General features: G+C 66.3%; 32 protein-coding genes. All 32 read left to right on the forward strand.

The window, feature by feature from the left end; translation table 11 throughout:
* Positions 1 to 60: 60 nt before the first annotated feature.
* The 32 genes from U870_RS0106415 to rplO all read left to right on the forward strand — a co-directional run bounded on the left by U870_RS0106415 (position 61) and on the right by rplO (position 23,139).
* Entirely contained in the window at positions 61 to 1,812 is a 1,752-nt protein-coding gene (locus U870_RS0106415) for a hypothetical protein (protein WP_205288740.1), read from the forward strand.
* Positions 1,809 to 2,672, forward strand: coding sequence for a prepilin peptidase (locus tag U870_RS0106420; RefSeq protein ID WP_029947283.1), 864 nt, complete (start codon positions 1,809 to 1,811; stop codon positions 2,670 to 2,672). The genes U870_RS0106415 and U870_RS0106420 overlap by 4 nt, the downstream gene beginning before the upstream one ends.
* 11 nt (positions 2,673 to 2,683) lie before the next feature.
* The gene (gene pilM / locus U870_RS0106425; protein ID WP_025156591.1) at positions 2,684 to 3,736 is read left to right on the forward strand and encodes a type IV pilus assembly protein PilM; all 1,053 of its coding nucleotides are present in this window, start codon (positions 2,684 to 2,686) and stop codon (positions 3,734 to 3,736) included.
* Positions 3,733 to 4,395 (forward strand): hypothetical protein, encoded by a 663-nt coding sequence (locus U870_RS0106430; RefSeq protein WP_029947284.1) that lies wholly within the window; start codon positions 3,733 to 3,735, stop codon positions 4,393 to 4,395. The genes pilM and U870_RS0106430 overlap by 4 nt, the downstream gene beginning before the upstream one ends.
* A gap of 2 nt (positions 4,396 to 4,397) precedes the next feature.
* Positions 4,398 to 5,147, forward strand: coding sequence for a hypothetical protein (locus U870_RS0106435; RefSeq protein WP_025156593.1), 750 nt, complete (start codon positions 4,398 to 4,400; stop codon positions 5,145 to 5,147).
* A gap of 89 nt (positions 5,148 to 5,236) precedes the next feature.
* Positions 5,237 to 6,403 (forward strand): hypothetical protein, encoded by a 1,167-nt coding sequence (locus U870_RS24290; RefSeq protein WP_025156594.1) that lies wholly within the window; start codon positions 5,237 to 5,239, stop codon positions 6,401 to 6,403.
* 10 nt (positions 6,404 to 6,413) lie between these two features.
* A complete protein-coding gene (locus tag U870_RS0106445; protein WP_025156595.1) occupies positions 6,414 to 6,908 on the forward strand; it encodes a hypothetical protein in 495 nt (164 codons plus the stop codon).
* Positions 6,909 to 7,245: 337 nt separating this feature from the next.
* A complete protein-coding gene (gene rpsL / locus U870_RS0106450; protein ID WP_011186743.1) occupies positions 7,246 to 7,620 on the forward strand; it encodes a 30S ribosomal protein S12 in 375 nt (124 codons plus the stop codon).
* A complete protein-coding gene (rpsG, locus tag U870_RS0106455; protein ID WP_021759597.1) occupies positions 7,620 to 8,090 on the forward strand; it encodes a 30S ribosomal protein S7 in 471 nt (156 codons plus the stop codon). Before rpsL ends, rpsG begins: the two co-directional genes overlap by 1 nt.
* Before the next feature lie 85 nt (positions 8,091 to 8,175).
* Complete coding sequence (gene fusA / locus U870_RS0106460) at positions 8,176 to 10,290, forward strand: elongation factor G (protein WP_025156596.1); 2,115 nt, start codon at positions 8,176 to 8,178, stop codon at positions 10,288 to 10,290.
* A 114-nt stretch (positions 10,291 to 10,404) separates the two neighbouring features.
* Positions 10,405 to 11,598 (forward strand): elongation factor Tu, encoded by a 1,194-nt coding sequence (gene tuf, locus U870_RS0106465; RefSeq protein ID WP_021759595.1) that lies wholly within the window; start codon positions 10,405 to 10,407, stop codon positions 11,596 to 11,598.
* An 800-nt stretch (positions 11,599 to 12,398) separates the two neighbouring features.
* On the forward strand, positions 12,399 to 13,022 hold the full coding sequence (locus U870_RS0106470) for a hypothetical protein (protein WP_025156597.1): 624 nt from the start codon (positions 12,399 to 12,401) through the stop codon (positions 13,020 to 13,022).
* A 443-nt stretch (positions 13,023 to 13,465) separates the two neighbouring features.
* Positions 13,466 to 13,774: a 30S ribosomal protein S10 gene (rpsJ, locus tag U870_RS0106475; protein WP_005050520.1), complete on the forward strand. Its 309-nt coding sequence runs from the start codon at positions 13,466 to 13,468 to the stop codon at positions 13,772 to 13,774.
* A gap of 14 nt (positions 13,775 to 13,788) precedes the next feature.
* Positions 13,789 to 14,463 carry a 50S ribosomal protein L3 gene (gene rplC, locus U870_RS0106480; RefSeq protein ID WP_025156598.1) on the forward strand — a complete coding sequence of 225 codons (675 nt, stop codon included), beginning with the start codon at positions 13,789 to 13,791 and terminating at the stop codon, positions 14,461 to 14,463.
* Positions 14,464 to 14,468: 5 nt separating this feature from the next.
* Positions 14,469 to 15,119: a 50S ribosomal protein L4 gene (gene rplD, locus U870_RS0106485; protein WP_025156599.1), complete on the forward strand. Its 651-nt coding sequence runs from the start codon at positions 14,469 to 14,471 to the stop codon at positions 15,117 to 15,119.
* Complete coding sequence (gene rplW, locus U870_RS0106490; protein ID WP_025156600.1) at positions 15,119 to 15,418, forward strand: 50S ribosomal protein L23; 300 nt, start codon at positions 15,119 to 15,121, stop codon at positions 15,416 to 15,418. Before rplD ends, rplW begins: the two co-directional genes overlap by 1 nt.
* A 24-nt stretch (positions 15,419 to 15,442) precedes the next feature.
* Complete coding sequence (gene rplB / locus U870_RS0106495; protein ID WP_025156601.1) at positions 15,443 to 16,282, forward strand: 50S ribosomal protein L2; 840 nt, start codon at positions 15,443 to 15,445, stop codon at positions 16,280 to 16,282.
* Between the two features lie 12 nt (positions 16,283 to 16,294).
* On the forward strand, positions 16,295 to 16,576 hold the full coding sequence (gene rpsS / locus U870_RS0106500) for a 30S ribosomal protein S19 (RefSeq protein WP_018191964.1): 282 nt from the start codon (positions 16,295 to 16,297) through the stop codon (positions 16,574 to 16,576).
* A gap of 25 nt (positions 16,577 to 16,601) precedes the next feature.
* Positions 16,602 to 16,994: a 50S ribosomal protein L22 gene (gene rplV, locus U870_RS0106505; RefSeq protein ID WP_029947287.1), complete on the forward strand. Its 393-nt coding sequence runs from the start codon at positions 16,602 to 16,604 to the stop codon at positions 16,992 to 16,994.
* Complete coding sequence (gene rpsC / locus U870_RS0106510) at positions 16,994 to 17,761, forward strand: 30S ribosomal protein S3 (protein WP_029947288.1); 768 nt, start codon at positions 16,994 to 16,996, stop codon at positions 17,759 to 17,761. Before rplV ends, rpsC begins: the two co-directional genes overlap by 1 nt.
* Positions 17,762 to 17,763: 2 nt before the next feature.
* Positions 17,764 to 18,183 carry a 50S ribosomal protein L16 gene (gene rplP, locus U870_RS0106515; protein WP_021755781.1) on the forward strand — a complete coding sequence of 140 codons (420 nt, stop codon included), beginning with the start codon at positions 17,764 to 17,766 and terminating at the stop codon, positions 18,181 to 18,183.
* Positions 18,183 to 18,515 (forward strand): 50S ribosomal protein L29, encoded by a 333-nt coding sequence (gene rpmC / locus U870_RS0106520; RefSeq protein ID WP_025156604.1) that lies wholly within the window; start codon positions 18,183 to 18,185, stop codon positions 18,513 to 18,515. Before rplP ends, rpmC begins: the two co-directional genes overlap by 1 nt.
* On the forward strand, positions 18,515 to 18,823 hold the full coding sequence (rpsQ, locus tag U870_RS0106525) for a 30S ribosomal protein S17 (protein WP_029947289.1): 309 nt from the start codon (positions 18,515 to 18,517) through the stop codon (positions 18,821 to 18,823). Before rpmC ends, rpsQ begins: the two co-directional genes overlap by 1 nt.
* Positions 18,820 to 19,188, forward strand: a complete 369-nt coding sequence (gene rplN, locus U870_RS0106530) for a 50S ribosomal protein L14 (RefSeq protein WP_025156606.1) — start codon at positions 18,820 to 18,822, stop codon at positions 19,186 to 19,188. Before rpsQ ends, rplN begins: the two co-directional genes overlap by 4 nt.
* 3 nt (positions 19,189 to 19,191) lie before the next feature.
* Positions 19,192 to 19,551, forward strand: coding sequence for a 50S ribosomal protein L24 (gene rplX, locus U870_RS0106535; protein WP_021755778.1), 360 nt, complete (start codon positions 19,192 to 19,194; stop codon positions 19,549 to 19,551).
* Entirely contained in the window at positions 19,551 to 20,138 is a 588-nt protein-coding gene (gene rplE, locus U870_RS0106540) for a 50S ribosomal protein L5 (protein ID WP_025156607.1), read from the forward strand. Before rplX ends, rplE begins: the two co-directional genes overlap by 1 nt.
* A gap of 113 nt (positions 20,139 to 20,251) precedes the next feature.
* Positions 20,252 to 20,650: a 30S ribosomal protein S8 gene (gene rpsH, locus U870_RS0106545; protein ID WP_025156608.1), complete on the forward strand. Its 399-nt coding sequence runs from the start codon at positions 20,252 to 20,254 to the stop codon at positions 20,648 to 20,650.
* Positions 20,651 to 20,656: 6 nt separating this feature from the next.
* Positions 20,657 to 21,193, forward strand: coding sequence for a 50S ribosomal protein L6 (gene rplF / locus U870_RS0106550; protein WP_025156609.1), 537 nt, complete (start codon positions 20,657 to 20,659; stop codon positions 21,191 to 21,193).
* A gap of 2 nt (positions 21,194 to 21,195) precedes the next feature.
* A complete protein-coding gene (gene rplR, locus U870_RS0106555; RefSeq protein ID WP_021759565.1) occupies positions 21,196 to 21,567 on the forward strand; it encodes a 50S ribosomal protein L18 in 372 nt (123 codons plus the stop codon).
* Positions 21,564 to 22,271 (forward strand): 30S ribosomal protein S5, encoded by a 708-nt coding sequence (gene rpsE / locus U870_RS0106560; RefSeq protein WP_043709601.1) that lies wholly within the window; start codon positions 21,564 to 21,566, stop codon positions 22,269 to 22,271. The genes rplR and rpsE overlap by 4 nt, the downstream gene beginning before the upstream one ends.
* Positions 22,271 to 22,456, forward strand: a complete 186-nt coding sequence (gene rpmD, locus U870_RS0106565) for a 50S ribosomal protein L30 (RefSeq protein WP_025156611.1) — start codon at positions 22,271 to 22,273, stop codon at positions 22,454 to 22,456. The genes rpsE and rpmD overlap by 1 nt, the downstream gene beginning before the upstream one ends.
* Entirely contained in the window at positions 22,456 to 23,139 is a 684-nt protein-coding gene (gene rplO, locus U870_RS23585) for a 50S ribosomal protein L15 (RefSeq protein ID WP_081815197.1), read from the forward strand. Before rpmD ends, rplO begins: the two co-directional genes overlap by 1 nt.
* The last annotated feature ends 13 nt before the right edge of the window (positions 23,140 to 23,152 follow it).

The following is a 23,152-nucleotide window of genomic DNA, read 5'->3' on the forward strand; positions in this document are numbered from 1 at the left end:
CGTCTCCGTCGACGCGCTGCCCGCGATGATCGCGGGGTCGCGCTGGTCAGCGTCCTCGGGATGTCTGCCGTGCTCGTGGTGATGGTCACGATGGGGCTCGCCGTCGCGGCGACGTCGTCGAACACGGCGTCGACCGACGAGAACTGGGATGCGGCCGGCGCCGCAGCCTACGCAGGGATCTCCGACTACCAGAGCCGGCTCACGAACGACAACACCTACCAGAAGTACGGCGACAAGTCCGCGCCATTCAGCGCGTCGACCGGGAGCACGACTCTCGTCCTGCCCACAGGAGCCTTGACGAATCCGGCGTTCGGCTGGATCGACGGTGGTTCCTGGGCGACCATCCCCGGCGCGACGGGAAACAGGGGCTTCCGCTATGAGATCGACAACTCGAAGTATTCGACCCAGGGCATCATCCGGGTGCTCGCGACTGGACGATCGGGCGCTGTCACGCGGAGCATCCTCGCAACCGTCCGCCAGAAAGGCTTCATCGACTTCTTGTATTTCACGGACTACGAGGTCCAGGACCCCGCTATCACCGGCTATTCCCAGTCTGCGTGTGAGAAGTACTATCCGGCGCGCGTCGACTCCGATTGCGGAGGGGCGATCCAGTTCGGCGCCAGCGAAGTCGTCGATGGGCCACTCCACTCGAATGACGCTCTCTACATCTGCGGCGGCGACTTCAAGGGAAAGGTGACGAGCAACTACCAAACCGCTCCCTACTACAGGAACTGCGGTGCGGCCACCTTCGAGCAGGGCGCCCCTGCGCCGGCCGACAAACTCGTGATGCCCCCGACGAACACACAGATGAAGCAGGAGACTCGAGGCGACCTGACCACCACGGACGTCCCACGTCCAGGATGCCTCTACACGGGACCGACGTCGATCGTCTTCAATTCGGATGGCACCATGACCGTCCGTTCCCCCTGGACGAAGTTCGTCAACACCAGCGCGACCGGGGGCATGACGAATGCCGCTTGCGGTACGCCTGGGCGCGGGGCGAACGATGGGACGACCCTCGGATCGGACGCCGGCCAGAAGATCACCGTGCCGGCCCAGAACCTGGTCTACGTCCAGACCGTGCCCGCCGTCTCGACGGACCCCAACTATTGGGCGCCCGGTGCTCTGCCATACGCCGGATTCGCGTGCGCAGCCAACGGAAACGGGATCGGATACCCGTATACGACCACCACAGGATCGAACCCGACGACCAATGGGACGACCACGACGGAGTCGATCACAGCGACAGGCACCGGAACGAACTACTACGGGTGCTCCGCGGGCGACGTCTTCGTCAAGGGTCAGCTCAAGGGTCAGCTCACGATCGCGGCGGAGAACTACGTGTGGATCACCGGCAACATCGTGTACACAGACCAGGCGAGCGACATCCTCGGGTTGGTCGGACAGAATGCCATCTGGGTCTGGAACCCGATCATCTCCACGACGACCTGCTCGACTGGGCGGTCGGGGACGACCTGCTCCACGGGCAGCTCGTCCAACTACTTGACGGACAGCGCGCGCACGATCAATGCCGCGATGCTCTCGGTCTCACACACGTTCCAGGTTCAGAACTACGACAAAGGCACGACGCGTGGCAACCTCAACGTTCTCGGGGCGATCGCTCAGAAGTTCCGTGGGACGGTCGGCACCGTGGGCTCCCGGGCGACGGGGTACACGAAGAACTACAAGTACGACGTACGCTTGCGCAACATCGCACCGCCGAAGTTCCTGCAGGCCGTGTCGACGACATACGGAGTGACGCAGTACGCGGAGGTAGCCTCGGCCTTCAGCTCGACGGGAGCGGCTCGATGATCGCCGTAGGCGCTGCGGGTGCTGCCTCGACCGTGATGGCTCTCGCGGCGGGACTCGCGGCGCTCGGGGTCCTCATCGGTTCGTTCCTGAACGTCGTCGTCTACCGTGTGCCACTCGGGATGTCCATCGTCCGACCGGCGAGTTCCTGTCCGACGTGCAGCGCCGAGATCAAACGCAGGGACAACGTGCCGATCGTGTCGTGGCTGTTGCTGCGTGGCAGATGCCGGAGTTGCCGCACGGCGATCTCGCCTCGATACCCCTTGGTCGAGGCCGGCACCGGCGCATTCTTCCTCGTCGTCGCCATCGCGTTCTCCGCCTCGATCCTCCATCCGACGGCGTCCGGTGCGTCACTCGGCGGACTCCTGTCGATGGTCGCCTACCTTTATCTCGCTGCGATCAGCGTGGCGCTCGCTCTTATCGATATCGATACGCACCGGCTTCCCAATGCGATCGTGCTGCCCTCGTACCTCATCGGGTTCGTCCTTCTCGCGGCGTCGGCCTTGGTCTCAGGCCGACCCGGAATGCTGGTGCCGATGGTCGCAGGCATGGTGATCGCGTTCACGCTCTACCTTGTCCTCTGGCTCGTACATCCCGCCGGCATGGGGTTCGGTGATGTGAAGCTCGCCGGAGTCCTCGGCCTGTATCTGGGCTTCGTCGGTTGGCCTTCACTCGTCGTCGGCCTTTTCGCGGCCTTCGTTCTCGGCGGTGTGTTCGCGATCGCCCTGGTCGTACTGCGCAGAGCGGGTCGGCGTTCCGGGATCGCCTTCGGGCCGTGGATGCTCGTCGGCGCCTGGATCGGCGTTCTCGCCGGTGACACGGTGTGGTCGAGCTATATGTCGCTTATCGGTTTCGGGCAGTAAGGAGAGAGATCATGGCGAACAGCATCGTCGGCCTCGACATCGGCAACTCCGTAGTCAGAGCGGTCGAGGTTTCCGAGTTATCGAAGGCGAAACCGCAGCTTGTGCGATTCCAGGAAGCCGTGCTCCCGGAAGGCGCGGTGAGCAGGGGAGAGGTCCTCGAGCCGAACACCGTCGCGGCGATTCTCCGGCAGATGTGGGGGCGGGGAGGGTTCCGCACCAAGGATGTTGCGCTCGGCGTCGGCAACCAGCGGGTTCTCGCTCGAGATCTGACCGTGCCGAAGGGGCCGTTGCAGCACATCAGGGAATCGTTGCCCTTCCATGTGCAGGATCTGCTTCCTGTCCCCGTGGCCGAGGCGCTTCTCGACTTCTATCCGGTCTCGGAGGGGATAGCGGAGAGCGGCCCTGTCGTCAACGGTCTTCTCGTCGCGGCGGTCAAGGAGGTCGTCCTCGGCAACATCAAGGCCATCGAGCTCGCGGGACTGCACCCTGTCGGAGTCGACCTCATTCCTTTCGCTCTGAACCGGCTCCTGGTCGGTGCGCGCGAAGACGTCTCGGACACCGTGGTACTCGTTGACGTCGGAGCTAACACGACGAGCGTCGTGATCTCGTCCAACGGCGCCCCCCAATTCGTCAGGATCATCCCGACGGGAGGCTCCGAGCTGACCGAGGCACTCCGGTCGACCTTCGACATTCCTGCCGCCGACGCGGAAGCCAGAAAGCGGGCGCTCGGGCTGGCCGCGGAGGCCAACTCGCCGGACGAGCAGCGCACCCTTGAGGTCATCTATCAGGTGACCGGCGAGCTGCTCAGCAGCCTTCGGAACACCGTCAATTACTATGCGAACACGCGACCCGGTGACAGGATGGCCCGGATCGTGCTCACCGGCGGTGGAGCAGATCTCCCCGGTTTCTCATCGGCCCTTGCCGAGATGACTCGGCTTCCCGTCGAGGTCGGCGATCCGTTCGCGTCGATCGGGCTCTCGCGACGGGTCGATGCCGGGCAGCTCCGCACCCACCGATCGTCGATCGCCGTCGCGCTCGGCCTCGCACTGTGGAGGGCAGCATGAGCAGTCAGAAGCCGGTCGAACTGGTCATCGGCGGTGAGCCGAGGGTCGATCTCTTACCGCCGGAGGTTCGCGCGTCCCAGCGGGGCCGGTCCACGCGACGCATGCTCGTCTACGCGGTGGTCGCCGTCGCCGTCGTCACGGCGGTCGCTGCTGGAGGGTCGACCATCGCCGCCGCTCAAGCGCAGGTGGATCTGGTCACTGCTCAATTGGAGACCGGTAGCATCCTGGTCCAGCAGAAGAAGTTCCTCGAGGTGAAAAAGGTACAGAACGACGTCGCCGTGGTGCAGGCAGGCCAGCAGGTCGGTGCGTCGACGGAGATCCAATGGAAGGACTACCTGGACAAGGTCCAAGGAACATTGCCGTCCGGGGTGGCGATCCAGTCGGTGACGATCGAATCGTCGACTCCGCTCGCGGCCTTCGCCCAGTCGACCGTCCCCCTGCAGGGCCCGCGTGTAGCGACGGTGACATTTGAAGTCACCAGCCCCGTGCTCCCTCAGCTGCCACAGTGGCTGGCCTCGCTTGGGACTCTTCCTGGTTTCGCGGACGCGACTCCGGATGCGGTCACTCTCGACAAGACGACCGATCAGTACACGGCCAAGATCACGATGCATGTCAACAGTGCAGCGTTCGACAGCCGCTTCGCAGGCAAGGGGAAGTAGCCGTGGACAAGAACAAGCTGTGGATCATCGGGGCAGCGCTCGTGATGGTGGCCATCGTTGCCGGCGGGTGGTTCCTCGGAATCCAGCCACAACTCGCAAATGCGGCGGCCGCCGATGCCCAGCGTGCGCAGGTCGTGGCGGAGAACGCGCGGCAGACGGCTACGCTCGCGAAGCTCAAGACCGCCTATGCGCGGTTGCCGGAACTCAAATCCGACCTGGCGAGCCTGCGGGAGTCCATTCCCGAGGGCACCGACCTGCCCTCGTTCGTCGATCAAGTGACGGACCTCTGCGCATCGACCGGAGCATCCTTTACCGGTTACACCACAGCTGCCTCATTGCCATACGTCACGGCTTCGACTGGGAGTTCCGCGACGTCTCCGACCTCGACGGCGACCTCGACGCCCGCTCCCACCTCGGGTGCGACACCGTCCCCTGCGGCAACGCCGGAGGCGGGGACGCCTCCCGTGACGAACCGACTGGTGACTGAACAGAACTTCGTCGCGACACCGTTGACGGTGACCGTCGAGGGCGGATACGCCAATGTGCTCCAGTTCATCAAAGGTCTCCAGACCGGGAAGCGCCTGTTCCTCGTGACGAACGTGCAGACCTCGGCAACGACCGATCCGAGCGCCGCGGGAACGTTCGACGCCACGGTCTCTGGGCTGATCTACTCCATCGTCGATTCGACACCCATCCCGGCGCCGCCCACGAACGCACCGACGCAGGCCGACGCATCCGCGAGCAAAGGCTGACCTCCGCCCGCTCCGCCTCCCTTCACATCCCGCGGCCCGTTGCTACAGTGGGCACCACGATGGCCCGCCGGGCCGCTGGAGGTGCCACGATGAGCGACACGACGCCTGATCCCGCGTCCGCGGACACGGGAGAGCAGCGGGCGACGCCCGTGGAGCCCGCGACGGGTGCGGCGTCGTCCGCCGCCGCCGAGCCGCACGACACCGACCCGGAGGTGGCCGATCCGCCGTCGAGTCCGGTCTCGGCCCGCGGGCACGTGAACCGCCCGGCTGCCGAGGCCGCCGACGAGCAGGCGTCCGCGAAAACGTCGGAGCCCGCTCCTGCTGCGGCACCCGCTCCCGCCGCGGCGCCCGCGCCCGCCGCCGTCACCGCGCCCGAGCCCGTCGTGAGCACCGAGGACGACATCGCCGCCGCGGTCGCCAGGACCGCCGCCCAGCCGGGAGAGCCGGGTGCCACGGCAGCCGGCACCGCCACGGTCGACACCGCCTCGGCCGCCGAGGCCGCCGCTCCGGTCGTGGCCGCCGGCGCGGCCGCAGAGGCACAGACCGCCGCCTACGGGACCGCGCCCGCCTACGGGACCGCGCCCGCCTACGGGGCCGCCCCCGTCGCGGGTGCGACCTGGGCGCCGGAGCCCACGGGCGCCCCCGTCCCGCTGCAGCCGCAGCCGGTCGCACCGATCTTCCTGCAGCGTCCCGAACCGCCGAAGCGCAAGAGCAATCGGGGGACCGGGATCCTCATCGTCCTCGTCGGAACGGTGGCGTTCGCCCTGCTGTGGTGCGTCGCCGTGGTCGTGGTCGACTCGCTGCTGACGCCGAGCAATGACCTGCTGAAGGTGCTGCTCGAGTCCTTCACCCAGGTCTTCGCCGGCTGGGTGCCGATCATCGCCTTCTTCGTGGGCATGGTCGTCCTGGTGCAGATCCTGAACCGCGCCCGCTGGTGGGCATACATCCTCGGCGGCCTCGTCGTGGCGGTGTTCGTCTACTTCGCCTTCATCGGCGCGTACCTCATCGACGCCCACTACTGGGAGCGGACGCCCGAGGAGTTCGCCATCCTCCTCCGCAGCGCCTGGCTCAACCCGTTCGCCGTGCTCGCCGGCGTCATCGCCCGCGAGATCTCGGTGTGGACCGGTGCCTGGCTCGCTGCGCGCGGCCGCAAGCTGAAGGCACGCAACGCCGAAGCGCAGGCGGACTACGAGCAGCAGCTGGCCGACGCGCAGAACCAGGCGGTCGCCGCGTACGCCTCGCAGCAGGGGTACTGATCGGGCGGTCATGCGTGACGAACGCGCGTATGCGACCGTCGTGGCGGTGTTCGCGGCGGGGCTCTACCTCGCGCTGATCGTCGCGGGGTTCGGCCTCCTCTCGCTGGCGACGAACACCGAGGTGGTCGCCGATCCGGCGGTCGGGACCCTGGTGGGGCCGGTCATGGCGGGTGCGGCGGTGCTGGCCCTGCTGCTCGCCCTGATCGGGATAGGGACGCGCGTGCCCGCGGAGCGCCAACGCGTCGCGCCCGGCACCGCCCTCGTGATCGGAGTGGTCTGCTACCTCGTCTACGTGGTCGCCGGAGCAGTGGCCGGCATCGCGGGCGACCCGTCGCAGTCGTTGCGCGCCGTGCTCTTCGCCGCCGGACAGTTCGGCAGCTGGTACGCCGTACTCGTCGGGATCGCCGCGTTCGTCGTCGTCCTGCTCTATCAGCTGGTCCTGGTCGGTCGCTTCCGCCAGCGGGGCCGCCCCCGCTGGCCGTGGGAGGGCGACGACGACGAGTGACGGCGCGGGCGCATTTCGCCCTGCGCGGACGACGACCTAGCACAGCCCCGTTCATTTGACCGGGAAGGGCGCGGGCGATAACATTTATCGGGTGTGCGCTCTGTTGCGCGCTCGTTCCGTGCCCAGAAATGGGCCCAGCGATGGAGGAGCGAGCGGGCCGGCACGTACTCATCCGATGGGCAGGGAAACCGCACGGGATCCCGGCCCCCACGGCATATCGGCGGCGGCCTTTCGATCGTCGGCCGATTCCCCAGACGACTGAATCACCCGCCAGGCGGGTGGGTCGGTCATGGGACAAGCAACAACTGTCACCGTGCAGTCCATATAAGGAGAAGTAGTGCCTACCATTCAGCAGTTGGTCCGAAAGGGCCGGACGCCGAAGGTCACGAAGACCAAGGCTCCCGCCCTCAAGGCGAACCCCCAGCAGCGCGGCGTGTGCACCCGTGTCTACACCACCACCCCCAAGAAGCCGAACTCCGCGCTCCGCAAGGTCGCGCGCGTCAAGCTCTCCAACGGCACCGAGGTCACCGCGTACATCCCCGGTGAGGGCCACAACCTGCAGGAGCACTCGATGGTGCTCGTCCGCGGCGGTCGTGTGAAGGACCTCCCCGGCGTCCGCTACAAGATCGTTCGTGGCGCGCTGGACACCCAGGCCGTCAAGAACCGCAAGCAGGCTCGCAGCCGCTACGGCGCGAAGATGGAGAAGAAGTAATGCCTCGCAAGGGTCCCGCTCCGAAGCGTCCCGTCGTCGCCGACCCGGTCTACGGATCGCCGGTCGTCAGCCAGCTCGTCAACAAGATCCTCCTCGACGGCAAGAAGGGCCTCGCCGAGCGCATCGTCTACGACGCGCTCGAGGGCGTCTCCTCCAAGTCGGGCAATGACGCGGTCACCACGCTCAAGAAGGCTCTCGACAACATCCGCCCGACCCTCGAGGTCCGCAGCCGCCGCGTCGGTGGCTCGACCTACCAGGTGCCGGTCGAGGTCAAGCCGCACCGCGCGAACACCCTCGCGCTGCGCTGGCTCACCAGCTACGCCAAGGGCCGTCGTGAGAAGACGATGACCGAGCGTCTCACCAACGAGATCCTGGACGCCTCGAACGGCCTCGGCGCCGCCGTGAAGCGTCGTGAGGACACCCACAAGATGGCCGAGTCGAACAAGGCCTTCGCGCACTACCGCTGGTAAACAATTTCGCCGTCCGGGCGTTGCACCCCCTGGGGCGCCGCCCGGACGGCACCCCTTCCACTCTCTACTCTTTCGGAGGAACCCTGTGGCACAGGACGTGCTCACCGACCTGACAAAGGTCCGCAACATCGGCATCATGGCCCACATCGATGCCGGCAAGACCACCACGACCGAGCGCATCCTGTTCTACACGGGCGTCAACCACAAGATCGGTGAGACGCACGATGGCGCCTCGACCACCGACTGGATGGAGCAGGAGAAGGAGCGCGGCATCACCATCACGTCCGCGGCCGTGACCTGCTTCTGGAACAAGAACCAGATCAACATCATCGACACGCCCGGTCACGTGGACTTCACCGTCGAGGTGGAGCGCTCGCTCCGCGTGCTCGACGGCGCGGTCGCCGTGTTCGACGGCAAGGAGGGCGTCGAGCCCCAGTCCGAGACCGTCTGGCGCCAGGCCGACAAGTACAACGTCCCGCGCATCTGCTTCGTCAACAAGATGGACAAGCTCGGCGCGGACTTCTACTACACCGTCGACACCATCGTCAGCCGCCTGGGCGCCAAGCCGCTCGTGCTGCAGCTGCCGATCGGCTCGGAGTCCAACTTCGAGGGCGTCGTCGACCTCATCGAGATGCGTGCCCTGACCTGGCGTGGAGACGCCAAGGGTGACGTGCAGATGGGCGCCAAGTACGCGGTCGAGGAGATCCCGGCCGACCTGGTCGAGAAGGCCGAGGAGTACCGTCAGGTCCTGCTCGAGACCGTCGCCGAGACCGACGACGCACTGCTCGAGAAGTTCTTCGGCGGTGAGGAGCTCACGATCGCCGAGATCAAGGGCGCCATCCGCAAGCTCACGATCAACAGCGAGATCTACCCGGTCCTCTGCGGCTCGGCGTTCAAGAACCGCGGCGTGCAGCCGATGCTCGACGCCGTGATCGACTTCCTCCCGTCGCCGCTCGACGTGCCCGCCATCGAGGCGCACGACCCTCGCGACGAGGAGAAGGTCATCCTCCGTCACGCCGACGCCACCGAGCCGTTCTCGGCTCTGGCGTTCAAGGTCGCCGTGCACCCGTTCTTCGGTCGCCTCACCTACGTGCGCGTCTACTCGGGCCGTGTCGACTCCGGCGCCCAGGTCATCAACTCGACCAAGGGCCGCAAGGAGCGCATCGGCAAGATCTTCCAGATGCACGCCAACAAGGAGAACCCGGTCGACTTCGTCACCGCCGGCAACATCTACGCGGTGATCGGCCTCAAGGACACCACCACCGGTGACACCCTGTGCGACCCGGACAACCAGGTCGTGCTCGAGTCGATGACCTTCCCGGAGCCGGTGATCGAGGTCGCCATCGAGCCGAAGACGAAGGCCGACCAGGAGAAGCTGGGCACCGCGATCCAGAAGCTCGCCGAAGAGGACCCGACGTTCCGCACCGAGCAGAACCAGGAGACCGGTCAGACGGTCATCAAGGGCATGGGCGAGCTCCACCTCGATATCCTCGTGGACCGCATGAAGCGCGAGTTCAACGTCGAGGCCAACGTGGGCAAGCCGCAGGTCGCCTACCGCGAGACCCTCCGCCGCACGGTGGAGAAGTACGACTACACCCACAAGAAGCAGACCGGTGGTTCCGGTCAGTTCGCGAAGGTGCAGATCACCCTGGAGCCGCTCGAGGTCACCCCGGAGACGTCGTACGAGTTCGTGAACGCCGTCACCGGCGGTCGCGTCCCGCGCGAGTACATCCCCTCGGTCGACGCGGGCATCCAGGACGCGATGCAGGTCGGCGTGCTCGCCGGCTTCCCGACGGTGGGCGTCAAGGCGATCCTCGTCGACGGCGCATCGCACGACGTCGACTCCTCGGAGATGGCGTTCAAGATCGCCGGCTCGATGGCCTACAAGGAGGCCGCTCGGAAGGCGAACCCGGTGCTCCTCGAGCCGCTCATGGCGGTCGAGGTGCGTACGCCGGAGGAGTACATGGGCGACGTCATCGGCGACCTGAACTCGCGCCGTGGCCAGATCCAGTCGATGGAGGACGCCAGCGGTGTGAAGGTCGTCCGTGCCAACGTCCCGCTGTCCGAGATGTTCGGCTACATCGGCGACCTGCGTTCCAAGACGTCGGGCCGCGCGGTGTACTCGATGCAGTTCGACAGCTACGCCGAGGTCCCGAAGGCCGTCGCCGACGAGATCGTCCAGAAGAGCAAGGGCGAGTGACCTCGGTCATTCGGCTCGGGCAACATCCCGTAACATAAGAAACCAAACCGTAGATCCGCCGGTCGAAATCCGTCGACCGGGGCATCTACACGAGAGTCCTGAGGAGGACCCACAGTGGCTAAGGCCAAGTTCGAGCGGACTAAGCCGCACGTCAACATCGGAACCATCGGTCACGTCGACCACGGCAAGACGACGCTCACCGCGGCGATCTCCAAGGTGCTTGCTGACAAGTACCCGTCGGCGACCAACGTTCAGCGCGACTTCGCGTCGATCGACTCGGCTCCGGAAGAGCGTCAGCGTGGTATCACGATCAACATCTCGCACGTCGAGTACGAGACGCCGAAGCGCCACTACGCGCACGTTGACGCCCCGGGTCACGCCGACTACATCAAGAACATGATCACCGGTGCTGCTCAGATGGACGGCGCGATCCTCGTGGTCGCCGCCACCGACGGCCCGATGGCTCAGACCCGTGAGCACGTGCTGCTCGCGAAGCAGGTCGGCGTGCCGTACCTGCTCGTGGCTCTGAACAAGTCCGACATGGTCGACGACGAGGAGATCCTGGAGCTCGTCGAGCTCGAGGTCCGCGAGCTCCTCTCCAGCCAGGACTTCCCGGGTGACGACGCTCCCGTCGTCCGCGTCTCGGGCCTCAAGGCTCTCGAGGGTGACGAGAAGTGGGTCCAGTCGATCGTCGAGCTCATGGAGGCCGTCGACGAGTCCATTCCGGACCCGGTGCGCGACAAGGACAAGCCGTTCCTGATGCCGATCGAGGACGTCTTCACGATCACCGGTCGTGGAACCGTCGTCACGGGCCGCGCCGAGCGTGGCACGCTGGCCATCAACTCCGAGGTCGAGATCGTCGGCATCCGCCCGACGCAGAAGACCACCGTCACGGGTATCGAGATGTTCCACAAGCAGCTCGACGAGGCCTGGGCCGGCGAGAACTGTGGTCTGCTCCTCCGTGGCACCAAGCGCGAGGACGTCGAGCGCGGCCAGGTCGTCGTGAAGCCGGGTTCGGTCACGCCGCACACCAACTTCGAGGGCACCGCCTACATCCTCTCGAAGGAGGAGGGTGGCCGTCACAACCCCTTCTACACGAACTACCGCCCGCAGTTCTACTTCCGTACCACCGACGTCACCGGCGTCATCTCGCTGCCCGAGGGCACCGAGATGGTCATGCCCGGCGACACCACCGACATGACGGTCGAGCTGATCCAGCCGATCGCCATGGAGGAGGGCCTCGGCTTCGCCATCCGTGAGGGTGGCCGCACCGTGGGCGCCGGTACGGTGACGAAGATCATCAAGTAGTCGTTCTCCACGACTGACTCGTGAGAGGGTCGGGCCTTCGGGCCCGGCCCTCTTTCGTTAACGCGGGGTTTACCTCGGCGCTCCGGAGGCGCAGTATGGACTCACCGTTCCAACCGGACCGGATCCGTCGATGGAGGGAGACGCCTATGGCAATCCAAGACCTCGCAAACCAGCCCAAGCCGCTGACCGGATCACGGACGGAGAGTTCGGACACCGCGTAAGCGGTCTTGAAACCAACGGAGCAGCGGCGCGAGGCGCTGCTCGAGCGGGCTCGGCGATACGCCGGGCCCGCTCCCTCGTTCCCGCCCGACTGCTGCTCCCTGGTGCGTCCGCCCCCGCTCGCCCACACGCGCACGTATCGTGGCGCAGCAGTTACCGAATCGCTCACACGGCGGAGCCGGTGGACGGTTCTCCACAGAGCGCAGCGGGAGGGGTCGCACACCCCCAGCCGCCGGTAGACCGGATCGATGACGATCCACCGTGAACACACGCCCCTTGTCCTCACCCGCGATCTGCGCAACCTGGCGGATACCCGGCACCAGCACGCACGGGCAGCCGTCGCGGGCAGTGAAGTCCGTGTCGGAAGAGGCGCGTACGTCCGTCGAGGGATATGGGACGAGCTCAACGCTCTCGATCGCTACCGCCTTCGGATGGTCGCTTTCGCTCGCACCCGGAAGTACCCGCCACTGTTCTCCCATCAATCGGCGGCGGTGTTGCATGGCCTTCCGCTGATCGCCGACAGCCCGGAGCGCATCCATGTGAGCGTCGGGCGCACGAGTGGGGGTCGCTCGTCACGGGGCGTGGTCGCGCACTCCCGCGAGGTGGGGATCGAGGACATCGTGGAGGTGGACGGGCTCCGCTCCACGTCGCTCCTCCGCACGGGCATCGACCTCGCTGCCACGATGCCCCGGCCCGACGCGGTCGTGGTGGCCGACGCCATCGTCCGCGACGGTTCGCCCCGACTCGCCCTCCTCGAAGCCTGGCTGCGCGCCCAACCGATGCGCGGCCACCGGCGAGCCCAGGAGGTGATCGCGTTCGCGGATGGGCGGGCGGAGTCGCCGCTCGAGTCCGTGAGCCGGGTCAGCATGCATGCCGGGGGAGTGCCGCAGCCCGCCCTTCAGGTGCCGTATTCGGACAGCGCCGGTCTGATCGGACGCGTCGACTTCGCATGGCCGGCGTTCGGGATCGTCGGCGAGGCGGACGGTGACGCCAAGTACCTCGATGCTGGTCTTCGCGGTGGCCGGTCGGCTGAGCGGGTCGTGCTCGACGAGAAGGTGAGAGAGGACCGGCTGCGGGCACTCGGACTGCGTGTCGTCCGCTGGCGCTGGACGACCGCGATGGACGCCCGCGCCCTCGGGGCCCGCCTGGAAGCCGTGGGTCTCCCCGTCGATCATCGCACCTCGTGGAGTGAGTGCTGCGCCTAGGTACGATTGCGGCGCAGCGACCGTGCGCAGTCGTCCCAGAAGACCGCAATCGACGCCGGCGGGAGGCTCGGCGCGCCGCGCGACACGCCCGGGTTGCAGCATGGCTCCGGATCTGGCAAACTTGTCTAGTTCAACATTCCGGACGACTGTGCTCACGCGCGTCTCGGCCGGATCACTGCCAGGCAGTGCATAGCCCACCGTGAAGCCTCTCGAGGCCGCGGGACGATGGTTAGGCCGCAGGCAGCAGAACGTGCTCACAAACGACCACCCTCGGGACCAGGGGTTATCCCTGTCCTCGATGCGGGCGACACGCCCGAGCGCGGGGGTCGGAGAGTTGACAGAAGAATAGTGGCGTTCCCCTGCGATCGTCGCACCGCGTCCAATGCGGAGTGGTTCCGAGAGGAGCCTCCCGTACGACGCCATAACAAGAGAGAGAGTCAGACATGGCGGGACAGAAGATCCGCATTCGGCTTAAGTCGTATGACCACGAGGTCATCGACACCTCGGCGCGCAAGATCGTCGACACGGTGACCCGTGCCGGCGCGACCGTCGTCGGCCCGGTGCCCCTTCCCACCGAGAAGAACGTGGTGTGCGTCATCCGTTCGCCCCACAAGTACAAGGACAGCCGTGAGCACTTCGAGATGCGCACGCACAAGCGTCTGATCGACATCATCGACCCGACCCCGAAGGCCGTCGACTCGCTCATGCGTCTCGACCTGCCGGCGGACGTCAACATCGAGATCAAGCTCTAAGGGGGAGTGTCGCTATGCCAAACTCCAACAGCACCGCCAACGAGAGCAAGACCTCGCGCGGCCTCCTCGGCAAGAAGCTCGGCATGACCCAGGTCTGGGACGAGAACAACAAGCTCATCCCCGTGACCGTCATCGAGATCACGCCGAACGTCGTGACCCAGGTCCGCACCCCCGAGGCGGACGGCTACAACGCCGTCCAGATCGCCTACGGCCAGATCGACCCGCGCAAGGTCAACAAGCCGGCCGCCGGCCACTTCGACAAGTCCGGCGTCACGCCGCGCCGTCACCTCACCGAGGTCCGCACCGCGGACGCCGCCGACTACAGCGCCGGCCAGGAGCTCACCGTCGAGAGCACGTTCGAGGCCGGCCAGCTGGTCGACGTCGTCGGCACCTCGAAGGGCAAGGGCTTCGCCGGTGTGATGAAGCGTCACAACTTCAAGGGTGTCTCCGCTTCGCACGGTGCGCACCGCAACCACCGCAAGCCGGGCTCCATCGGCGCCTCCTCGACCCCGAGCCGTGTCTTCAAGGGCATGCGCATGGCCGGTCGCATGGGTGGCGAGCGTGTCACCGTCCTGAACCTCAAGGTGCAGGCCGTCGACGCCGAGAAGGGCCTGCTGCTGGTCAAGGGCGCCGTTCCCGGTGCTCGTGGCCGCATCGTTTTCGTCCGCAACGCAGTGAAGGGGGCCTAAGGTAAATGGCTACCTCGATTGACGTCCTCGACCTCAAGGGCAAGAAGGCCGGCTCCATCGAGCTCCCTGAAGCCCTGTTCGACGTCCAGACCAACATCCCGCTGATCCACCAGGTGGTCACCGCCCAGCTCGCCGCGGCGCGTCAGGGCACCCACAAGGTGAAGAGCCGTGGCGAGGTCTCCGGCGCCGGCCGCAAGCCGTTCAAGCAGAAGGGAACCGGTCGCGCTCGTCAGGGCTCGATCCGCGCCCCTCAGATGACCGGCGGTGGCATCGTCCACGGACCGACCCCCCGCAGCTACGCGCAGCGCACCCCCAAGAAGATGATCGCCGCTGCTCTGCTCGGCGCCCTCTCGGACCGCGCCCGCGGCAGCCGCCTCCACGCCGTTCAGGCGCTCACGGCCGGCGAGACCCCCTCGACCAAGGCCGTCGTCGAGCTGCTCGACGGCATCGCGACCTCGAAGCACGTCCTCGTCGTGCTCGAGCACGATGACGCCAACGGTTTCAAGAGCGTCCGCAACGTGCGCAACGTGCACGTGCTGACGTACGACCAGCTGAACGCCTACGACGTGCTGGTGAGCGACGACATCGTCTTCACCCAGGCTGCGCTCGAGGCCTTCATCGCCGCCAAGTCCAAGAAGGAAGAGGTGAACGCGTAATGGCCGCCCTGAACAAGGACCCGCGCGACGTCATCATCGCCCCGGTCGTCTCTGAGAAGAGCTACGGCCTGATCGACGAGGGCAAGTACACGTTCATCGTCGACCCGCGTTCGAACAAGACCGAGATCAAGCTCGCCATCGAGTCGATCTTCAAGGTCGAGGTCGCGTCGATCAACACCCTGAACCGTCAGGGCAAGACCCGCCGCACCAAGTTCGGTCTCGGCAAGCGCAAGGACACGAAGCGTGCGATCGTCACGCTCAAGTCCGGTTCCATCGACATCTTCACGGCCGTCGGCTGAGCGAAGGACTAGAGGAAAACAGACATGGCTATTCGTAATTACAAGCCCACGACCCCCGGTCGTCGCGGCTCCTCGGTCGCCGACTTCGCCGAGATCACCCGTTCGACCCCGGAGAAGTCCCTTCTCCGTCCGCTGTCGAAGACCGGTGGCCGCAACAACCAGGGCCGCATCACGACCCGTCACATCGGTGGTGGCCACAAGCGCCAGTACCGCGTCATCGACTTCCGTCGCAATGACAAGGACGGCGTGAACGCCAAGGTCGCGCACATCGAGTACGACCCCAACCGCACCGCTCGCATCGCCCTCCTCCACTTCCTGGACGGCACCAAGCGCTACATCCTGGCGCCGCAGGGCCTGAAGCAGGGCGACGTGGTCGAGTCGGGCGCCGGCTCGGACATCAAGCCGGGCAACAACATGCCGCTTCGCAACATCCCGACCGGTACGGTCATCCACGCGATCGAGCTGAAGCCGGGCGGCGGCGCGAAGATGGCCCGTTCGGCGGGCGCCTCGGTGCGTCTCGTCGCGAAGGACGGCCCCTACGCCCAGCTGCGCCTGCCCTCGGGCGAGGTCCGCAACGTCGATGCGCGCTGCCGCGCGACCATCGGCGAGGTCGGCAACGCCGAGCAGTCGAACATCAACTGGGGCAAGGCCGGCCGCATGCGCTGGAAGGGCGTCCGCCCGACCGTGCGTGGTGTCGCGATGAACCCGATCGACCACCCGCACGGTGGTGGTGAGGGCAAGACCTCCGGTGGTCGTCACCCGGTCAGCCCGTGGGGCCAGAAGGAAGGCCGCACGCGTCACCCCAACAAGGAGAGCGACAAGCTCATCGTTCGCCGCCGCAACGCCGGCAAGAAGCGCAAGTAGGAGTTCGAGAAGATGCCACGCAGTCTCAAGAAGGGCCCCTTCGTCGACGAGCACCTGTTTCGCAAGGTGGTCGCCGCGAACGAGGCCAACAGCAAGAACGTGATCAAGACCTGGTCGCGCCGCTCGATGATCGTCCCGGCCATGCTGGGTCACACCATCGCGGTGCACGACGGTCGCAAGCACATCCCGGTGTTCGTCACCGAGACCATGGTCGGTCACAAGCTCGGCGAGTTCGCGCCGACGCGTACCTTCCGCGGCCACGTGAAGGACGACAAGAAGGGTCGCCGCCGCTAACGCGGAGGCGAAAAGGAGGAGAGAAATGGTGGAGTCGATCGCACGCGTGCGACACATCCGCGTCACCCCCATGAAGGCCCGCCGCGTCGTCAACCTGATCCGCGGCAAGCAGGCCCAGGAGGCCCTGGCCATCCTGAAGTTCGCGCCGCAGAGCGCGAGCGAGCCGGTGTACAAGCTGGTCGCCTCGGCGATCGCGAACGCCCGGGTCAAGGCCGACCAGTCCAACACCTACCTGGACGAGCAGGACCTCTACGTGAGCCGCGCCTTCGTGGACGAGGGCACCACCCTCAAGCGGTTCCAGCCGCGAGCACAGGGTCGGGCCTTCCGCATCAACAAGCGCACCAGCCACATCACGATCGTCCTCGCGACGCCGGATGAGGTCGAGGACGCCACGGCTACGAAGAAGGCGAGCAACTAATGGGTCAGAAAGTCAACCCGTACGGCTTCCGTCTGGGAATCACGACCGACCACGTGTCGCGCTGGTTCTCGGACAGCACGAAGAAGGGTCAGCGTTACAGCGACTACCTCGCTGAGGACGTCAAGATCCGCACCCTGCTGAAGACGTCGCTCGACCGCGCGGGTGTGTCCCGCATCGAGATCGAGCGCACCCGCGACCGCGTCCGCGTCGACATCCACACCGCCCGTCCGGGCATCGTGATCGGTCGCCGTGGCGCCGAGGCCGAGCGCATCCGCTCCGACCTCGAGAAGCTCTCGGGCAAGCAGATCCAGCTGAACATCCTCGAGGTCAAGAACCCCGAGGCCGACGCTCAGCTCGTCGCGCAGGGCATCGCCGAGCAGCTCGCTGCTCGTGTGGCGTTCCGCCGCGCGATGCGCAAGGGCCTCCAGGGCGCTCAGCGCGCCGGCGCCAAGGGTGTCCGCATCCAGGTGTCGGGCCGTCTCGGCGGCGCCGAGATGAGCCGCTCGGAGTTCTACCGCGAGGGCCGCGTTCCCCTGCACACGCTCCGCGCCAACATCGACTACGGCTTCTACGAGGCCAAGACCACCTTCGGTCGCATCGGTGTCAAGGTGTGGATCTACAAGGGCGACATCACGAACAAGGAACTCGCGCGCGAGCAGGCCAACGCCAAGCCGTCGCGCGAGCGCAACGACCGTCCGCGTCGCGGTGGCCGGGGCAACGCCCCTGCCGCGGAGACCGCGCCGGCCGCAGCAGGAGTTGAGGCATAACCATGTTGATCCCACGTAGAGTCAAGCACCGCAAGCAGCACCACCCCGGCCGTAGCGGCCAGGCGACCGGTGGCACGAAGGTCTCCTTCGGCGAGTTCGGCATCCAGGCCCTGACGCCCGCTTATGTGACCAACCGTCAGATCGAGTCCGCTCGTATCGCCATGACGCGTCACATCAAGCGCGGCGGCAAGGTGTGGATCAACATCTACCCCGACCGTCCGCTCACGAAGAAGCCGGCCGAGACCCGAATGGGTTCCGGTAAGGGTTCGCCCGAGTGGTGGGTCGCCAACGTCAAGCCGGGTCGCGTCCTCTTCGAGGTCTCGGGCGTCTCCGAGGACCTCGCTCGCGAGGCCATGACCCGTGCAATCCACAAGCTGCCCCTCAAGGCACGCATCATCAAGCGCGAGGAGGGCGACGCGTAATGGCGATCGGTTCCAAGGAGCTCGCCTCGAGCGAGCTCGACACTTTTGAAGACGAGCGTCTCGTCGACGAGCTGAAGAAGGCCAAGGAAGAGCTGTTCAACCTGCGCTTCCAGTCGGCCACCGGCCAGCTCGAGAGCCACGGCCGCCTGCGCGCCGTGAAGCGCGACATCGCTCGCATCTACACGGTCATCCGTGAGCGTGAGCTCGGCATCCGCGCCACCCCGGCTCCGGCCGAGGTCGCAGACGCGAAGGCCACCAAGAAGAGCAAGGCGAAGAAGGAGGCCCCTGAGGCCGCCGAGGTCGCCGAGAACGAGACTGAGGAGGCCAAGTAATGGCTGAGTCCACCAAGGCCGCCAAGGCCGAGGAGACGGTGGCCGACGAGGCCCTCGTCCGCGGGTACCGCAAGGCCCGTCGCGGATACGTGACCAGCGACAAGATGGACAAGACCATCGTCGTCGAGGTCGAGGACCGCGTGAAGCACCCCCTGTACGGCAAGGTCCTGCGCCGCACCTCCAAGGTGAAGGCGCACGATGAGAACAACTCCGCCGGCATCGGCGACCTCGTTCTCATCAACGAGACCCGCCCCCTGAGCGCCAGCAAGCGGTGGCGCCTGGTTGAGATTCTGGAGAAGGCCAAGTGATTCAGCAGGAATCCCGGATCAAGGTCGCCGACAACACGGGTGCGAAGGAGCTCCTCACCATCCGTGTGCTCGGCGGCTCGAGCCGTCGCTACGCCGGCCTGGGCGACGTCATCGTCGCCACGGTCAAGGACGCGATCCCCGGCGGCAACGTCAAGAAGGGCGACGTCGTCAAGGCGGTCGTCGTCCGCGTGCGGAAGAACACCCGCCGCCCGGACGGCTCCTACATCAAGTTCGACGAGAACGCCGCCGTCATCCTGAAGAACGACGGCGACCCCCGTGGAACCCGCATCTTCGGACCGGTCGGCCGCGAGCTCCGCGACAAGAAGTTCATGAAGATCATCTCGCTCGCTCCGGAGGTGCTGTAAGCCATGGCGAACATCAAGAAGGGCGACCTCGTCGAGGTCATCACGGGCCGCTCGCAGGCCCGTGGTGGTGACCGCGGCAAGCAGGGTCGTGTCATCGAGGTCCTGGTCGAGAAGAACCGCGTGATCGTCGAGGGCGTCAACTTCGTCACCAAGCACGTGCGCGTCGGCCAGACGCAGCGTGGCACGAAGACCGGCGGCATCGAGACCCACGAGGCCTCGATCCACGTCTCGAACGTGGCCCTGGTCGACCCCGAGACCAAGAAGCCGACCCGCGTCGGCTTCCGCACCGAGACCGTTACGAAGGACGGCGTCACCAAGACGGTCCGCGTTCGTTACGCCAAGAAGTCTGGTAAGGACCTGTAATGACCGACACTGCAACCGCTGCTGGCAAAATCCAGCCGCGCCTGAAGCAGAAGTACAAGAACGAGATCTCCCAGCAGCTCCAGGGCGACTTCGGTTTCACCAACGTGCACCAGGTGCCCGGTCTGGTGAAGATCGTCGTCAACATGGGTGTCGGCGAGGCGGCTCGTGACGGCAAGGTCATCGATGGTGCGGTCGCCGACCTCACCCTGATCACCGGCCAGAAGCCCCAGGTCACGAAGGCCCGCAAGTCCATCGCGCAGTTCAAGCTGCGCGAGGGTCAGCCGATCGGCGCGCACGTCACGCTGCGCGGCGACCGCATGTGGGAGTTCCTCGACCGCCTGCTGTCGCTCGCTCTGCCCCGTATCCGCGACTTCCGCGGTCTCTCGGACAAGCAGTTCGACGGCAACGGCAACTACACGTTCGGTCTCACGGAGCAGTCGATGTTCCACGAGATCAACCAGGACCGGATCGACCGCGTCCGCGGTATGGACATCACGGTCGTGACCACCGCCAAGAACGACGAGGAGGGTCGCGCGCTTCTGAAGCAGCTCGGCTTCCCCTTCCGTTCGGCAGAGGCTGCCAACTAAAGCTAGTAGGCTTCTCTCTTTGTGGGCCGGCCGTCCCGGCCGGCCCACTTCCACCACAGGTCGTCAGTCGTGTAACGGCTGAACGAAACCTGGTGTACGAAGGAAAAACCGCAATGACAATGACAGATCCGGTCGCAGACATGCTGACCAGACTGCGCAACGCGAACTCGGCTCACCACGACACCGTGTCGATGCCGCACTCGAAGCTGAAGTCCCACATCGCCGAGATCCTCACCACCGAGGGCTACATCTCCGGCTGGGATGTCGCTGACGCCCGCGTCGGCAAGACCCTGACTCTGCAGCTCAAGTTCGGTCCGAACCGCGAGCGTTCCATCGCCGGTATCAAGCGCGTTTCGAAGCCCGGCCTTCGCGTCTACGCGAAGTCCACGGAGCTCCCCAAGGTGCTCGGCGGGCTCGGCGTCGCCATCCTGTCCACCTCCTCCGGCCTTCTGACGGACCGTGAGGCTGAGAAGAAGGGCGTGGGTGGGGAAGTCCTCGCCTACGTGTGGTAACCCGCCATGTCGCGTATTGGAAGACTGCCCATCGACGTCCCCACGGGCGTTGATGTGAAGATCGACGGCCAGGCCGTCACCGTCAAGGGGCCGAAGGGCGAGCTCAGCCTCACCGTCGCCACCCCCATCGAGGTCAAGCTCGAGGAGGGCCAGGTCCTGGTCACCCGTCCGGACGACGAGCGCGCTTCGCGTTCGCTCCACGGCCTGACCCGCACCCTGATCAACAACAACATCATCGGCGTCACCGAGGGCTACTCCAAGGGCCTCGAGATCGTCGGCACCGGCTACCGCGTCGCGCAGAAGGGTGCGGCCGTCGAGTTCGCGCTCGGCTTCTCGCACCCGGTGACGGTCGAGCCGCCGGTCGGCATCACGTTCACGGTCGAGGGCAACAACAAGCTGACCGTGACCGGCATCGACAAGCAGGCCGTCGGTGAGGTCGCCGCCAACATCCGCAAGATCCGCAAGCCCGAGCCCTACAAGGGCAAGGGTGTGCGCTACGCCGGCGAGGTCGTGCGTCGCAAGGCCGGAAAGGCTGGTAAGTAATCATGGCTCTGGGTACCAGAGGAAAGAGCAAGGCGGCCGCACGCGACCGCCGTCACACCCGCCTTCGCAAGAAGATCGAGGGCACCGCGGCTCGTCCGCGCCTGGTCGTGACGCGTTCCGCTCGCCACGTCTTCGTCCAGATCGTCGACGACGCGCAGGGGCACACCCTCGCGTCCGCGTCGACCATGGAGCAGGACCTGCGCGGCTTCGACGGCGACAAGACCGCCAAGGCCCGCAAGGTCGGTGAGCTCGTCGCCGAGCGCGCGAAGAGCGCCGGTGTCGAGGCCGTCGTGTTCGACCGTGGTGGCAGCAAGTACGCGGGTCGCGTCGCTGCTGTCGCCGAGGGAGCTCGAGAGGGTGGATTGAACCTGTGAGCGACGAAAACAACAAGGAGCAGACCGTGGCAGAGCAGGCCGTGGAGACCGCGCAGCCGGTCGAGACCGCAGCCTCGACCAAGAACTCGAACGAGCGTGAGCCTCGTCGGGGTGGCCGGGAGCGCAACCCGAACCGCGACCGCGGAAGCCGCGACGCGGACAAGAGCCAGTTCCTCGAGCGCGTCGTGACCATCAACCGTGTGTCGAAGGTCGTCAAGGGTGGTCGTCGCTTCAGCTTCACCGCTCTCGTCGTCGTCGGCGACGGGAACGGTCTCGTGGGCGTCGGTTACGGCAAGGCCCGCGAGGTCCCGCTCGCGATCTCGAAGGGCGTCGAGGAGGCGAAGAAGAACTTCTTCCGCGTCCCGCGCGTCGGCAGCACCGTCCCGCACCCCGTGCAGGGCGAGGCGGCCGCCGGTGTCGTCCTTCTCCGTCCGGCCGCCGCCGGTACCGGTGTCATCGCCGGTGGCCCGGTGCGCGCCGTCCTGGAGTGCGCCGGAATCCACGACGTTCTCAGCAAGTCGCTCGGCTCGTCGAACACGATCAACATCGTCCACGCGACCGTGGCCGCCCTGAAGCAGCTCGAAGAGCCGCGCGCAGTGGCCGCCCGTCGTGGCCTGGACTACGACCGTGTCGCCCCCGAGAAGCTGCTGCAGATCGAGGCCCGTGCGGCTGAGGCCGCCGCTACCGCGAAGGCAGGTGCCTGATGGCTGCGCGACTGAAGATCACGCAGATCAAGTCGAAAGTGAGCGAGAAGCAGTACCAGCGCGACACGCTGCGCAGTCTGGGACTGAAGCGAATCGGCGACGTGACCGTCCGCGAGGACACCCCGCAGAACCGCGGGTACGTCAAGACCGTTGCTCACCTGGTAAAGGTCGAGGAGATTGACTAATGGCTGACGACAAGCCGAAGAACGAGGCTGCCGAGAAGCCGGCCGCCAAGAAGCCCGCGACCGCCAAGGCCGCGACCACCAAGGCCGCCGCCGACAAGCCGGCTGCCGCGAAGAAGGCTCCGGCCGCGAAGGCTCCGGCGAAGGCCGCTGCCGACAAGGCCGCCGCCTCGACGAGCGACGACACGGTCGCCGCCAAGCCGGCCGCGAAGAAGGCCGCCCCCAAGAAGGACGTCGCGGCCCCCCGCGAGCAGGTCCTGAAGGTGCACCACCTTCGCCCGGCCGCGGGTGCCAAGAAGGACAAGACCCGCGTCGGACGCGGTGAGGGTTCCAAGGGTAAGACCGCCGGCCGCGGTACCAAGGGTACGAAGGCCCGCTACCAGGTCCGCCCCGGCTTCCAGGGTGGCCAGCTTCCGTTCCACATGCGGACGCCGAAGCTGCGCGGCTTCAAGAACCCGTTCCGGGTCGAGTACCAGGTCGTGAACCTGGAGAAGCTCGCCGAGCTGTACCCGTCCGGCGGCGACGTCACGGTGGCCGACCTGGTCTCCAAGGGCGCTGTGCGCAAGAACGAGAAGGTCAAGGTTCTCGGTAACGGGGACATTGCGGTTAAGCTGAACGTTGCGGTCGACAAGGTCTCCGGCTCTGCTGAGCAGAAGATCGTCGCCGCAGGTGGATCCATCAAGTAACCACCCGTAAAGC

Source organism: Leifsonia aquatica H1aii (genome assembly GCF_000633535.1).
GTDB classification, from domain to species: domain Bacteria; phylum Actinomycetota; class Actinomycetes; order Actinomycetales; family Microbacteriaceae; genus Leifsonia; species Leifsonia aquatica_A.